7 protein-coding genes are annotated in these 13,713 nt (G+C 65.9%); 4 read left to right on the top strand and 3 right to left on the bottom strand.

Annotation, left to right across the window (positions count from 1 at the left end; translation table 11 throughout):
* Positions 1–173: 173 nt before the first annotated feature.
* Entirely contained in the window at positions 174–1,247 is a 1,074-nt protein-coding gene (locus HG549_RS18925) for a DUF748 domain-containing protein (RefSeq protein WP_170031397.1), read from the bottom strand.
* 134 nt (positions 1,248–1,381) lie between these two features.
* Between HG549_RS18925 and cysK the strand changes: the two genes are divergently transcribed.
* Together cysK and HG549_RS18915 are read left to right on the top strand one after the other, a co-directional pair.
* Positions 1,382–2,356 (top strand): cysteine synthase A, encoded by a 975-nt coding sequence (gene cysK, locus HG549_RS18920; RefSeq protein WP_170031394.1) that lies wholly within the window; start codon positions 1,382–1,384, stop codon positions 2,354–2,356.
* 285 nt (positions 2,357–2,641) lie between these two features.
* Positions 2,642–3,577 (top strand): aspartyl/asparaginyl beta-hydroxylase domain-containing protein, encoded by a 936-nt coding sequence (locus tag HG549_RS18915; RefSeq protein WP_170031392.1) that lies wholly within the window; start codon positions 2,642–2,644, stop codon positions 3,575–3,577.
* A gap of 227 nt (positions 3,578–3,804) precedes the next feature.
* On the opposite strand, the gene HG549_RS18910 is transcribed toward HG549_RS18915, so the two are convergent.
* Together HG549_RS18910 and azu are read right to left on the bottom strand one after the other, a co-directional pair.
* A complete protein-coding gene (locus HG549_RS18910) occupies positions 3,805–5,457 on the bottom strand; it encodes a cyclic peptide export ABC transporter (RefSeq protein WP_170031390.1) in 1,653 nt (550 codons plus the stop codon).
* A 27-nt stretch (positions 5,458–5,484) separates the two neighbouring features.
* Positions 5,485–5,934 carry an azurin gene (gene azu, locus HG549_RS18905; RefSeq protein ID WP_170031388.1) on the bottom strand — a complete coding sequence of 150 codons (450 nt, stop codon included), beginning with the start codon at positions 5,932–5,934 and terminating at the stop codon, positions 5,485–5,487.
* A 181-nt stretch (positions 5,935–6,115) separates the two neighbouring features.
* On the opposite strand from azu, the gene HG549_RS18900 reads away from it, so the two are divergent.
* Together HG549_RS18900 and HG549_RS18895 are read left to right on the top strand one after the other, a co-directional pair.
* Positions 6,116–7,099: a TauD/TfdA family dioxygenase gene (locus HG549_RS18900; protein ID WP_170031386.1), complete on the top strand. Its 984-nt coding sequence runs from the start codon at positions 6,116–6,118 to the stop codon at positions 7,097–7,099.
* A gap of 145 nt (positions 7,100–7,244) precedes the next feature.
* A complete protein-coding gene (locus tag HG549_RS18895; RefSeq protein WP_170031384.1) occupies positions 7,245–13,712 on the top strand; it encodes a non-ribosomal peptide synthetase in 6,468 nt (2,155 codons plus the stop codon).
* The last annotated feature ends 1 nt before the right edge of the window (position 13,713 follow it).

Below are 13,713 nucleotides of genomic sequence, written 5' to 3'. Positions count from 1 at the left end.
CCCGCTCCCACAGGCATTGCACAACCTTGCGGATCTGTGGGGTACCTGTGGGAGCGGGCGTGCCCGCGAAAAGCCCAATACCTGTTTTCGATTTGTCACCGACTATAACGCGGGGTTCGCCGGCTGGAAACGCAGACCGGGTATTCAGTCCCTGAATGCCCCGTCACGCCATCTCAGTCGGAATCCGGCGCGTCACGCTCATAGCGCGCATTGAACGCTTCGATGAACCCGTTGCGCAGGATCTGCAGGAACGCCTCGAAGGCACTGATATTCTGCTTGCGTACGCTGCCATGCAATTCCACCCGGGTGGCGAACTGGTTCTTCGGCTGGTTTTTCAGGACTGTCTCGGTCGCGCCCACCAGCGCTTCCCAGATCGAGCGGAAGAAGCCTTTGTCCTTTTCTTGCACATCCTGCTGCCAGTCGAACACATCCACATCCCGCAACAGCGGCTTGATGTAGCCGGTCAAGCGCCCGTTGGTGGCCTCGGCTTCTATCACCACGTCGCCATGCCCGGCATTGAAGTCGAACTTGCCGTAGGCGCTGGCGAAGTCATTGAGCTTGCGCAGCTCGATACCGGTGGCGCGCAGGCGGAACTCGAAGTCGTCGAAGTTGCTGAACGGGTCGAACGTGGCGCGGCTTTCCACCTTGGCATCGCCCACGATCAGCGCCGTGCCATCGAAGCTGGCGTCGCGTCGGCCTTGTTCGTCGCGAATGTTGGTAAGGTTGCGAATGCTCGCGTTCAACTGGGTGGCCTTGAGGTTGACCGGTGGCTTCGAGTTGAAATTGCGGAAGGTCAGCACGCCATCGTCGATGCGTACCTCGTTGAGGGTGATGGGCAGCAGTTTTTCCAGTTGCTGGCGCCAGTCGGTGCCCTGGCCAGTCTGCGAGTTCTGTTTGTTGCCGCCGTCGACGAAGTTCAGTTCAGGCCGGTCGAACACCACTTCGGCTACCACCGCGCGGTCGTACCACAGGGCATGCCAGCTCACCGACAGGTCGATCAGCGGGGCGTCGAGGAACGGCACCGGCACCTTGCCGGTGGTCTTGACGATCTTCAGCCCGTTGATCTGGTACGCGCCGCGCCACCAGGCCAGGTCGACGTCGGTTATCTGGCCACGGTAATCGCCCATGTCGGCCAGCTTGTCGTTGAGGTAGTCGCGCACCAGGTAGGGCAGGGCCAGGTGCAGCGCCAGCAACAGCACGATCAGGCTGGCCAGGCCGATCAACGGCCAGCGGTAACGGGCTCTCATCAGCGTGTCTCCAAGGCAGCATGTGCGGTTGACCGCAACGCGGCTCGCTGAGTTCGAACGGGCTTTACGGGCTACCGGGGCGGGCTTACCCTTGAGGTCTTTCCCTGCTGTCTTTCATGCCAAGGACCCCTGCCATGAGCCGTATCTTTGCAGACAACGCCCATTCCATCGGCAACACGCCGCTGGTGCAGATCAACCGCATCGCCCCACGCGGCGTGACCATCCTGGCCAAGATCGAAGGGCGCAACCCGGGCTACTCGGTCAAATGCCGCATCGGCGCGAACATGGTCTGGGAAGCCGAGAGCAGCGGCAAGCTCAAGCCGGGCATGACCATTGTCGAGCCCACCTCGGGTAACACCGGCATCGGCCTGGCCTTCGTCGCCGCTGCCCGTGGCTACAAGCTGATGCTGACCATGCCCGCCTCGATGAGCCTGGAACGGCGCAAGGTGCTGAAGGCGCTGGGTGCCGAGCTGGTGCTGACCGACCCGGCCAAGGGCATGAAGGGCGCCATCGAGAAAGCCAACGAAATCGTCGCCTCCGACCCGGCCCAGTACTTCCTGCCCGGCCAGTTCGAAAACCCGGCCAACCCGGCGATCCACGAGAAGACCACCGGCCCGGAAATCTGGAACGATACCGATGGCGCGGTCGACGTGCTGGTGGCAGGCGTGGGCACTGGCGGCACCATCACCGGCGTGTCGCGCTACATCAAGCTGACCCAGGGCAAGGCGATCACCTCGGTGGCCGTGGAACCCCTGGCCTCCCCGCTGATTACCCAGACCCTGGCCGGCGAGGAACTCAAGCCCAGCCCGCACAAGATCCAGGGTATCGGCGCCGGCTTCGTGCCGAAGAACCTCGACCTGTCGATGGTCGACCAGGTGATGACGGTGACCGATGAGGAATCCAAGGCCATGGCTATCCGCCTGATGCAGGAGGAGGGCATCCTTTGCGGTATTTCCTGTGGTGCGGCAATGGCAGCGGCGGTGCGCCTGGCCGAAAAGCCGGAAATGCAGGGCAAGACCATCGTCGTGATTCTGCCGGACTCCGGCGAGCGCTACCTGTCGAGCATGCTGTTCAGTGACATGTTCAGCGAGCAGGAAAACCAGCAGTAGGTTGTGGGGCTGCTTGGCAGCCCAGCGCGCACGAGGCCGCTCCTGCCAGGGAATGCGAGCTGTTGCAGCAGCGTCCTTGTGTCGTCAACGGGGCGCAAGGCACCCCGGTTTTCATGCGCTACTGCTGACTCGCAGCAATGCTTGGCAGCATGGTTTATTGCAAAATCTTCATCATTGAGTTGCCGCCCAGGCTGTTTTTACCCTGGCGGCATCAGTTTATGATGGCAGGATGATTTATCGGAGAGCAGGGCGCGCAGCCCTGTTTCTTCCTCAAGGAGTGAAAGCATGACCGTTTCCTTTGCAGCCAAGGCGGGTGTCCTGCTGGTGTTTTTCGGCAGCGTGCTGTTCGTGCATTTGCGCGGCAAGGCGCGGCTGCCGGTGTTGCGCCAGTTCGTTAATCATTCGGCGCTGTTCGCCCCCTATAACAGCCTGATGTACCTGTTTTCCGGTGTGCCGTCCAAGCCTTACCTGGATCGCCAGCGCTTCCCCGAGCTGGATGTGCTCAAGGACAACTGGCAGGAAATCCGCGAGGAGGCCATGCGCCTGTTCGACGAAGGTTATATCCGCGCCGCCGAAAAGGATAACGACGCCGGTTTCGGTTCATTCTTCAAGAAAGGCTGGAAGCGCTTCTACCTGAAGTGGTACGACAAGCCGCTGCCCTCGGCCGAAGCCCTCTGCCCGCGTACCGTCGAGCTGGTCAGCAGCATCCCCAACGTCAAGGGCGCGATGTTTGCCCTGCTGCCGGGTGGCAGCCACCTGAACCCCCACCGCGACCCGTTCGCCGGCTCCTTGCGCTACCACCTGGGGCTGTCCACGCCCAACTCCGACGCCTGTCGCATCTACGTCGACGGCGAGGAATACGCCTGGCGTGATGGCGAGGATGTGATGTTCGACGAAACCTACGTGCATTGGGTCAAGAACGAGACCGACGTTACCCGGGTGATCCTGTTCTGCGACATCGAACGCCCGCTGAGCAGCCCCTTGATGACCCGCATCAACCGCAAGGTCAGCGCCTTCCTCGGCCGTGCTACCGCACCACAGAACACCGACGACGAGCGCGTAGGCGGGATCAACCAGGCCTATGCCTGGAGCAAGCGCTTCAGCAACCGCATCAGCGCCCAGGTGAAGCAGTTCAAGCGCGCCAACCCCAAGGCCTACCGTGTGTTGCGGCCGGTGCTGGCGGTGCTGGTGGCCTATCTGCTGTATCGCTGGTTGTTCTGATTCTGCCTGTTGGGGCGGGCTTGCAGCCCATCGCGACACAAGGCCGCTCCCACAGGTGATCGAGTAGTCCTGTGGGAGCGGCCTTGTGTCGCGCCGGGGGCGCAAAGCGCCCCCGGCGTCCTCTCAGGAAACCGCTCTGGTTCGGTGTTATAGGGAATTATAGACCGACTATAGAGCGATTATAGATTGTGGTTGATGAGGGGGGGCGCAGCCCCCCCTTTGCCGTATCAAGCCGGCTCCAATGCCTCGACTACCTTCCCCCGGCTAAGGTGCACCACTTTGTCCGCCGTATCGAAATACCGGTCATCATGCGAAATCACGATGATGGTCTTGCCCAAACGCTTCAGGTCCGGCAGAAGCTCGGTGTAGAACACCCGGCGGAAGGTCGGGTCCTGGTCCGCCGCCCATTCGTCGAACACCAGCACCGGCCGCCCGTCCAGCCAGGCGTTGACCAGCGCCAGGCGCTTGCGCTGCCCGGTCGACAGGTCGGTGGTGGTGAAGGCGCCATCGCGTACGCTCACCTTGTGGGCGATTTCCAGGCGTTCCAGGTAGCGCGTGGCATCGCCGGGCAGGCCGTGTTCATGCTCGGGCAGGTCGTCGAACAGGTAGTAGTCGGCGAACACCGTGGTGAACAGTTGGCGATAGTCGTCCAGCCCCTGCGGGCCGACGGCCTGGCCGTTCAGGCGCACTTCGCCGCGCTGCGGGGGATACAGGCCCAGCAGCAGCTTGATCAGCGTGGTCTTGCCGCAGCCATTCTCGCCGACGATGAACAGGATCTCGCCGGGCTCGATGCTCAGGTTCACCGGCCCTACGCGGAACGGTTCGTGGCCGTCCACTGGTGGGTAGGCGTACTCGACGTTGCGCAGTTCCAGGTGCGCGCTGGCCGGGGCGGCGCGCCTGGCCGGTGGTTCCAGCAGCAGGTGTGGCTCGGGCGACGAGAAGCGCTCGGCTAGGTCGGCAATACGGCGGAACGCCACCTGGGCACGGCCGAGGATCGGCAGGTTGCTGATCAAGGTTTCCAGCGGGCCTTTCATGTACAGCAGCACCAGCACGAAGCCGCTCATCACCGCCGGATCGTTGCTTGGCCACAGCGACTGCAACGCCAGGGTCAGGCCGATGACCACGAAGAACAGCATCGAACCCAGGCTCTTGGCCACGACGAAAATGTTGATGGCGCGGATATGCGTGCTGGCGATGAAATCGGCGCTGCCCTGGATGTTGCGGGTCAGCATGGCGTGGCGGCGGCGGCGGTCGATGCGCAGCTCCTTGGCGCCTTCGGCGATGGCCGTGTAATGCTTCTGCAGGTTGTCCTCGGCATCGCGGGCGGCGTTGAAGCCGGCCACGCCTTTTTGCCGGGCGATGTACTGCACGCCGCTACCGATGCCGATCGCCGCCAGGGTAATGAGGAATATCGGCCACGACAGCCACGCCAGGTAGGCCAGGCAGCCGGTCACGGTGGTGAGCGAGATGGCCAGCGGGGCGAAGGCGAAGGCGAAGTCGCTGATGGTGTCGACGTCGCGGGTCAGCACCGGGATCAGGCGGTGGCTGCGGTAACGCTCGATCTGCTCGATGGGCGCCGACAGCACCTTGGCCCCGAGGTCCTTGCGCAGCCGGGCGATGACCTTCTGGCCGACGTAATTGGTGCCGCTGTCAGCGGCCACGCTGCTGACCAGGGCCAGCAGGCACAAGCCGGCGAAGGCCAGCAGCAGGCCTTCGCTCATGCCGCCCGGTGCATGCAGGCCCTGGTTGACGGTGGCCAGCAGGGCGGTCACTGCCAGGCCGCCGAGCATGCCCAGCAACACCGAGGCGAGCACCGCCGTGCGGTAGGGTTGAAGCAGGCCCAGCAGTTCGCGGATGGCCCCGGGAGAAGAGGTTTTCATGAAGCGTGATCTCGCTGGTGGAGTGGGTCAGCTGCCGAAGGTCAGGGTGCCCTTCATCAAGGTGCTGTGGAACGGGAACGAGCAGTAGAAGCTGTAGGCGCTACCGGCTTTCAGCAGCTTGGTATCGAAGGTGACGCTGTCTTGTTCGCCGCCGCCGATCAGGCGGGTGTGGGCGATCACCCGGCTGTCGCCAGGCTTGATGTAGTCCTGCACCTCGCCAGCCTTCTGGCCGTCGTCCAGTACGCCCTGCATGTCGGCCTGGGTGCTCAGCACCCAGTTGTGGCCCATTACCTGCTTCGGCATGGCGCCCGGGTGGGTGAGGGTGACCGTGAACGAAGTGCAGGCCACCGGCACGCTGATGGCGGCCTTGTCGAACGTCATCTGGTCGGTGCCATGGATTTCCACGGCGCATCGTTGCGCCGACCAGGCGGGCGGGGCAGCAGCGAGCAGGGTGAGGAGCAGGAGCTGGCGAGTCATGTACGGTTCCTGGGCGATAAAAGGGTGCACATCGTTCAGACGAACCGGCGCGCCTTGGCTTTACCTGTGGCTGCGGGGCTGGTGAATTTCCCGCAGGGCCGCTCGTTCATCTAGTCAGGCGCTGCCATGGCGCACATCCCGATTTCGCCGCCAATGCGGCCCTGGCTTGAGGTGACCGGACATGAGTGAACTGCTGAGCTTTGCGATCGAACCGCTGGACGCTGCGCGCGGCAACCTGCCGCTGCTGGTACGCGCGCCGGAGCCGGGGATCGACCTGCTGGAAGCGTTTGCCGAGCTGCAGCCGCTGGTGGACCGCCACCTGCTGCAGGCCGGCGGCATCCTGTTCCGCGGCTTCGAGGTGGCGGGGGCCGAAGCCTTCCGCCAGTTCGCCGCGGCGTTTGGCCACCCGCTGCTCAACTACGAGTTCGGCTCCACCCCACGCAGCAACGTGACCCAGGGCGTGTACACCTCCACCGAGTACCCGGCGCACCAGCGCATCCCCCTGCACAACGAGCAGGCCTACACCCGGGAATGGCCGATGAAGATCTGGTTCTACAGCGTGATCCCCGCCGAGACCGGTGGCGAGACACCGATTGCCGACAGCCGCGAGGTGTACCGGCGCATGCCGGCGCGCATTCGTGAGCGGCTGGTGGAGAAAGGGCTGATGTACGTGCGCAACTATGGCAACGGCCTGGACGTGGAATGGTCGCAGGTGTTCAACAGCGAAGACCCGCGCCAGGTCGAGGCCTACTGCCGGGCGCATGCCATCGAGTGCATCTGGAAGGACGACGGTGAATTGCGCACCCGCCAGCGCTGCCAGGTGGTGGCGCGGCATCCGTCGACCGGCGAGGACGTGTGGTTCAACCAGGCGCACCTGTTCCATGTGTCGAACCTGCAGCCAGAGGTGCGCGAGTCATTGATGGACATTGTCGAGGAAGAGGACCTGCCGCGTAACGTGTATTACGCCGACGGCACGGCCATCGAGGATTCGTTGCTCGATGAAGTGCGCGGGGTGCTGGATGACTGCACCATCAGCTTCCCTTGGTTGGAAAACGATGTGCTGATGCTCGACAACATGCTCGCGGCGCATGCGCGGTCGCCGTTTACCGGCAAGCGCAAGGTGGTGGTAGCGATGGCGCAGGGGCATCGTGAGGGGTTGGGCTGACAGCTGCATGGCTGGGGGGCTGTGGCGCCTGGGCGCTCGATCTCCCTGGCGCCACCCCCCTCAAGACGATCACCCGCCGCCCCTAAATCAGCCCCCCATGCCTTCGTCTGACAGTTACCGCTCGACTGCCAGGACACCGCTCGACATGAATGCTGATCAAACCCTCCAGCTCGCCCGCCGCTTCATCGCGCTCGCTCCCGACAAGCGCCGCCTGTTCCTCAAGGCACTGCAGGGCGAGGGCATGGACTTCTCCGTGCTGCCGATCGCACCCGGCGTCGAGGTAGCCGAGCGTGACCAGCTGTCGTACGCCCAGCGGCGCATGTGGTTCCTCTGGCAGCTCGACCCACAGGGCGCGGCCTACAACCTGCCGCTGGCCGTACGCCTGCACGGCCCACTGGAGCTGGCTGCCCTGCAGCAGGCCTTCGATGCCCTGGTGGCCCGCCACGAAACCCTGCGCACCCGCTTCGTCGCCGACGGCGATGACGTACGCCAGCAGGTGGACGCCGTTGCAGCCCCGCTGCAGCTGCGCCAGGATGCCCTGGCCGAGCTGGACGAGGACGCCCGCCAAGCTGCCATCGAGACCATCGCCGAAGCCGAAGCCCTGGCCCCGTTCGACCTGGCCAGCGGCCCGCTGCTGCGCGTGCGCCTGCTGCAGCTGGCGGCTCAGGAACACGTCCTGCTGCTGACCCTGCACCACATCGTCGCCGACGGTTGGTCGATGAATGTGCTGATCGACGAATTCCTGCGCCTGTACGACGCCGCCGTGGCCGGCACCGATGCCGGCCTGCAGCCGCTGCCGATCCAGTACCGCGACTACGCCCTGTGGCAGCGTTGCTGGCTGCAGGCCGGCGAGCAGGAACGCCAGCTGGCCTACTGGCAGGCACACCTGGGCGACGACCATGCGCCGCTGGAGCTGCCACTGGACCGCAGCCGCCAGGGCCGCCCCAGTTATCGCGGTGCGCGCCACGAGTTCGTCATTGCCGCCGATGTCGCCGAGCGCCTGCGCGGCCTGGCACGCAAACACAATGTCACCCTGTTCATGGTCCTGTTGGCCGCCTTCAAGCTGCTGCTGCAGCGCTACAACGGCCAATCGGCGATCCGCGTCGGCGTGCCCATCGCCAACCGCAACCGAGCGGAAAGCCAGGGGCTGATCGGCTGCTTCATCAATACCCAGGTGCTGCACACCGAGATCGACCCATTGCTGGATATCGCCGGCCTGTTGCAGCGCGTGCGCGAAACCGCCGTGGGCGCACAAAGCCACCAGGACTTGCCGTTCGAACAGCTGGTGGAGGCCCTGGACCTGCCGCGCAGCAGCGACAGCCCGCTGTTCCGCGTGCTGTTCAACCACCAGGCGCAGGTCGCTGATGTGCAGGCCATCGAAACCCGCAGTGGCCTGAGCCTGGCGCCGATCACGCTGGCCAGGCACAGCGCCCGCTTCGACCTGGCGCTGGATACCCACGAGCGAGCGGGGCAACTCCACGCTGCATTCACCTATGCCACCGACGTGTTCGATGCGGCCACCATCGCAGCCCTCGGCGAGCAGTGGCTGGCCCTGGTGCAGGCCTTGGCTGACGACGCGGCTGGCGCCGTTGGCGAGCTGCCATTGCCTGGCCTGGCAGCTGCCATTGACGCGCCTGTGCAGGCTGGAGAAACCCTGCTGGTCCACCAGCGCTTTGCCGCCGCCGCCAGCCGTCACCCCGAACGCCAGGCGGTAATGGCCGCGGGCGAGCAGGCCAGCTTCGCCGCACTCGACAGCCGCGCCGAGGCCATCGCCAGCCGGTTGGTCGAAGCCGGGGTCGGGCCGGACACGCTGGTCGGGGTACTGGCCGACCGCAGCGTCGGCATGCTCGCCAGTATCCTCGGTGTGCTCAAGGCCGGTGGCGCCTACCTGCCACTGGAGCCTGGGCAACCTGCCGAGCGACTGGCCTACCTGCTCACCGACAGTGGCACGCAGCTGCTGCTGGCGCCTGGTGGCTGGCAGGCGGAACTTCCCGACGCTGTGCAGCGCCTGGACTGGACGCAATCCGCAAGCGGCAGCGTTACCCGTGTCGCTCCGGCCCCGGGCAACCTCGCCTATGTCATCTACACCTCCGGTACCAGCGGCCAGCCCAAGGGCGTGGCGATCAGCCACGCGGCCCTGGCCAACTATGTCGATGGCATCAGCGCGCGCCTGCCGGTCGAGCGTATCCGCAGCATGGCCCAGGTCTCGACCCCGGCCGCGGACCTTGGCCACACCATGCTGTTCGGCGCCCTGTGCGGCGGCCATACCCTGCATCTGCTGTCTCGTCAGCAGGTGCTGGATGCCGAAGGCTTCGCGGCCTACCTGGTCGAGCACCAGGTGGATGCGCTGAAGATCGTGCCGTCGCATCTGGAGGCGATGCTGGCGGCTGGCCGTTCGGCGTTGCCGGCGCAGTGCCTGGTACTTGGCGGCGAAGCCATCGGCCCGGGCCTGCTGGCCAAGGTCCGTGAGCTGGCGCCGACGCTCAGCGTGTTCAACCACTACGGCCCGACCGAGACCACCGTCGGCGTACTGGTGGCCGAACTGAACGGGCAAGCCAGCCTCGGTCAAGCGCTGGCCAACACCCGTATTGCGCTGCTCGACCCTTGCCTGCAACCGCTGCCGGCCAAGGCCAAGGGCGAGCTGTACATTGGTGGTGCCGGCCTGGCCCGGGGTTACCTGAACCGCCCCGCACTCACCGCCGAACGATTCGTCCCCGACCCGAACGGCAGCCAGGGCCAGCGCCTGTACCGCAGCGGCGATTGGGTGCGCCAAGGCCGCGAGCTGCAATTTGCCGGGCGCATGGACGGCCAGGTGAAAATCCGAGGCTACCGCGTGGAGCTGGGCGAAATCGAAAACCAGCTGCGCGCATTCGACGGCGTTGCCAACGCCCTGGTCCGTGTCCATGGCCAGGCGCCGCAGCTGCAGATGGCGGCCTGGCTGGTGCCCACCCAGCCAGCGACAGACAGCCTGGCCTGGCAGGCGTCGATCCGTGCCGCCCTCACGCGGCTGTTGCCCGAGCACATGGTGCCGAGCCAGCTGATGGTGCTGGAACACCTGCCGGTCACCGCCAATGGCAAGGTCGACGTCAAGGCGCTGCCGGAGCCGGTCGCCAGCCAGAACGCCTATCAGCCACCACAGACCCCGCTGCAGCTGCAGCTGGCGCGGATCTGGGCCGAGGTGCTGCAGGTGCCGCAGGTAGGCCTGAACGACAACTTCTTCGCCCTCGGCGGGCATTCGCTGCTGGCCACCCAAGCCGTGTCGCGGGTACGCCAGCAGCTGGGGCGGGATATTCCGCTGCGCAGCTTGTTCGACACCGTCGACCTGCAGCGCTTCGCCCAGGCAGTGGCCGAGGCTGAACAGGGCGCCGGCCTGGCCATCGAAATCCTCGACCGCCAGCAACCACTGCCGGTGTCGCGGTCGCAGCACCGCCAGTGGCTGTTCTGGAAGCTCAACCCGCACAGCCTGGCCTACAACACGCCGATGGCGGTGCGCATGCAGGGCAACCTCGACCGTGCAGCGCTGCAGGCAGCGCTGGACGCCCTGGTGGCCCGCCACGAATCGCTGCGTACGGTGTTCGTGGAAGCCGAAGGCCTGCCCTGGCAGCACATCCTGCCAGCGGCCCCGGTACTGATCGGTTTCGAAGACCTCGGCGGCCACCACCATGCCGCGCAGATGCGCAAGCTGGAAGACGAGGCCTTCGTGCCGTTCGACCTGGCGAGTGGCCCGCTGCTGCGTGCGCGCCTGTTCAAAGTGCATGAGCAGGAGCACCTGTTGTCGCTGACCCTGCACCATATCGTTTCCGACGGCTGGTCGATGAGCTTGCTGGTGCGCGAGTTCGCCGCCGCCTACAACGCCGCAGCAAGCGGCCAGGTGCACACTCCCGAACCGCTGCCGGTGCAGTACGCCGACTTCGCCGCCTGGCAGCGCAAGTGGTTGGCCGGAGGACAGATGCAGGCCCAGATCGACTACTGGAAGGCGCAGCTGGAAGACGACTTCGAGGTGCTCGAACTGCCGGCCGACCGTGTTCGCCCACAGGCCAAGAGCTACCGTGGCAGCCGCTTCGACGTGCGCTTGCCGCAGGCCCTCAGCGAACGTTTGCGGGCACTGGCGCTGGCCGCCAATGCCACGCTGTTCCACGTGTTCCTGGCGGCCTATGCCATCGTGCTGGCGCGCTACAGCCGCAAGGGCAGGCTCAACATCGGCGTGCCGGTCACCAATCGCAACCGCGTGGAGCTGGAAGGCCTGATCGGCTTCTTCATCAACGTGGTGGTGGCCCGCATCGACGTCGATGGCAGCCTGCCGTTCGCGCAGCTGCTGGCGGCGGTCAGGGAAACCACCTTGCAGGCCCAGGCCAACAAGGACGTGCCCTTCCTCGAGGTGGCCGAGGCGCTGTACCCGGACCGCGAGCAGGGCGTGAACCCGTTCTTCCAGGTGCTCTACAACCACCTGCGCGACCTCGGCGAGCAGGTGGCCAGCGATGCGCTGCAGGGGTTGCAGGTCAAGGAAGTGGACCTGCAGGAGCCGGGCGCGCAATACGATATCTCGCTCAACACCCTGGAGCGATCCGACGGCGTGACGGCATCGTTCAACTACTCGACCGACCTGTTCGACGCACCGCGCATCGAACGCATGGCCGGGCACTGGCTGGCGCTGCTGGAGGCTATCTGCGCCGAGCCACAGCGCTGCATTGGTGAACTGGGCCTGCTCGGCGCTGCCGAGCGCCAGCAACTGATCTACGGCTGGAACCCGCCACACCAGGCCGCCAGCGGCCTGTGCGCGCACCAGCTGCTGCAGCGCCAGGCGCAGGCGCGGCCCGATGCGCCAGCGCTGATCTGCGCCGATCAGCAACTGAGCTACGCCGAACTGGAGCGCAGCAGCAACCAGCTGGCGCACCACCTGCGCACCATGGGTGTGGGGCCGGAGCGCCTGGTGGGCGTGGCCGTCGAGCGTGGCCTGGACATGGCCTTGGCGTTGATCGCCATTCACAAGGCGGGCGGTGCCTACGTGCCGCTGGACCCGGATTACCCGCAAGAACGCCTGGCCTGGATGATCGAAGACAGCGGCATCGGCCTGCTGCTGGCCGATGCGCCCTCGCGTGAGCGCCTGCAAGCAGGCAGGCAGCTGCCCTGCGTGCTGCTGCAGCCCGGTAGCGAGTGGCTGCAGGCCTGGCCTGCCGAGCCGCTGACCAACCTGGCTGCGCCGCACAACCTGGCCTACCTGATCTACACCTCCGGCTCCACCGGCATGCCCAAGGGCGTGGCCATCGACCATCACGCGCTGGCGCTGTTCTGCCAGGTGGCTGCGCAGTATTCGCGCCTGGGCCCGGACGACCGCGTGCTGCAGTTCGCCACCATCAGCTTCGACGGGTTCATCGAACAGTTCTTCCCGCCGTTGGCCCAGGGTGCCTGCGTGGTCCTGCGCGATGCGCGGGCCTGGGGCACAGCCACCTTGCTGGAGCAGATCAACCGCCACGGCGTGACCGTGGCCGACCTGCCGGCCGCCTACTGGCGCCTGCTGGCCCTGGAGCGCCACGGCCCCGAGGCCTATGGCCCACTGAGGCAGATCCATGTCGGCGGCGAGGCGGTGCCGGAAGACGCCTTGCGCGCCTGGTTGGCCGATGGCCCGCCAGCGGTGCGCCTGCTGAACACCTACGGCCCGACCGAAGCCACCGTGGTCGCCAGCACCTACGACTGTTCGCAGATGACTGCGGCGCAGATCGGCCAGGGCGGTGTGCCCATTGGCCGCGCCTTGCCGGGCCGCACCCTGTATGCCTTGGACGAGTGCCTGGCACCGACCCCGACCGGCGTGCCTGGCGAGTTGTTCATTGGCGGCGCCGGCTGCCTGGCGCGTGGCTACCACCAGCAGCCGTCGCTCACCGCCGAGCGCTTCATCCCCGACCCGTTCGACCCGCTCGGCGGTGGCCGCCTGTACCGCACCGGCGACCTTGGTTACTACGACGAGAACGGCCAGCTGGCCTATCGCGGCCGGGTCGATCACCAGGTGAAGGTGCGCGGTTTCCGTATCGAACTGGGCGAGATCGAGCAGTGCCTGCGGGCGCACCCGGGCGTGCGCGAAGCCACCGTGGTGGCCATCGACCTGCCCAGCGGCAAGCAATTGTGCGCCTATGCCGTGCCGGCCGATGGCCACGACGGTGACCTGCGCCTGGCGTTGCAGCAGCACCTCAGGGCCAGCCTGCCGCACTACATGGTCCCGGCCTGCCTGGTGACCCTGGCGGAGATGCCATTGACTCCCAGCGGCAAGCTCGACCGCAAGGCGCTGCCCCTGCCTGACCTGGGCCAGTCGCAACACGCCTACGAGGCGCCGCAGACCGCGCGGCAACAGCAACTGGCGAGCCTCTGGGCGCAATTGCTGAACGTTGACCGGGTTGGCCTGAACGACAACTTCTTCGAACTGGGCGGGCACTCGTTGCTGGCTGCCCAGGTGGTATCGCGGATCAACCTGGAGCTGGGGCTGGACATGCCCCTGCAGCTGATCTTCACCCACCCCGAGTTGCGCGCGTTCGCCCAGGCACTGGACGAGCAGGGCCTGTCGCTGACTGACGACGGCCTGAGCGATATCGAACACATGATGAACGCATTCACCGAGGCCTGAC

The sequence above is a fragment of the Pseudomonas sp. SK genome, assembly GCF_012975065.1.
Taxonomy (GTDB): domain Bacteria; phylum Pseudomonadota; class Gammaproteobacteria; order Pseudomonadales; family Pseudomonadaceae; genus Aquipseudomonas; species Aquipseudomonas anuradhapurensis.
Note: the sequence above shows the minus strand (reverse complement) of the source record. Positions and strands in the feature narration are given on the sequence as shown.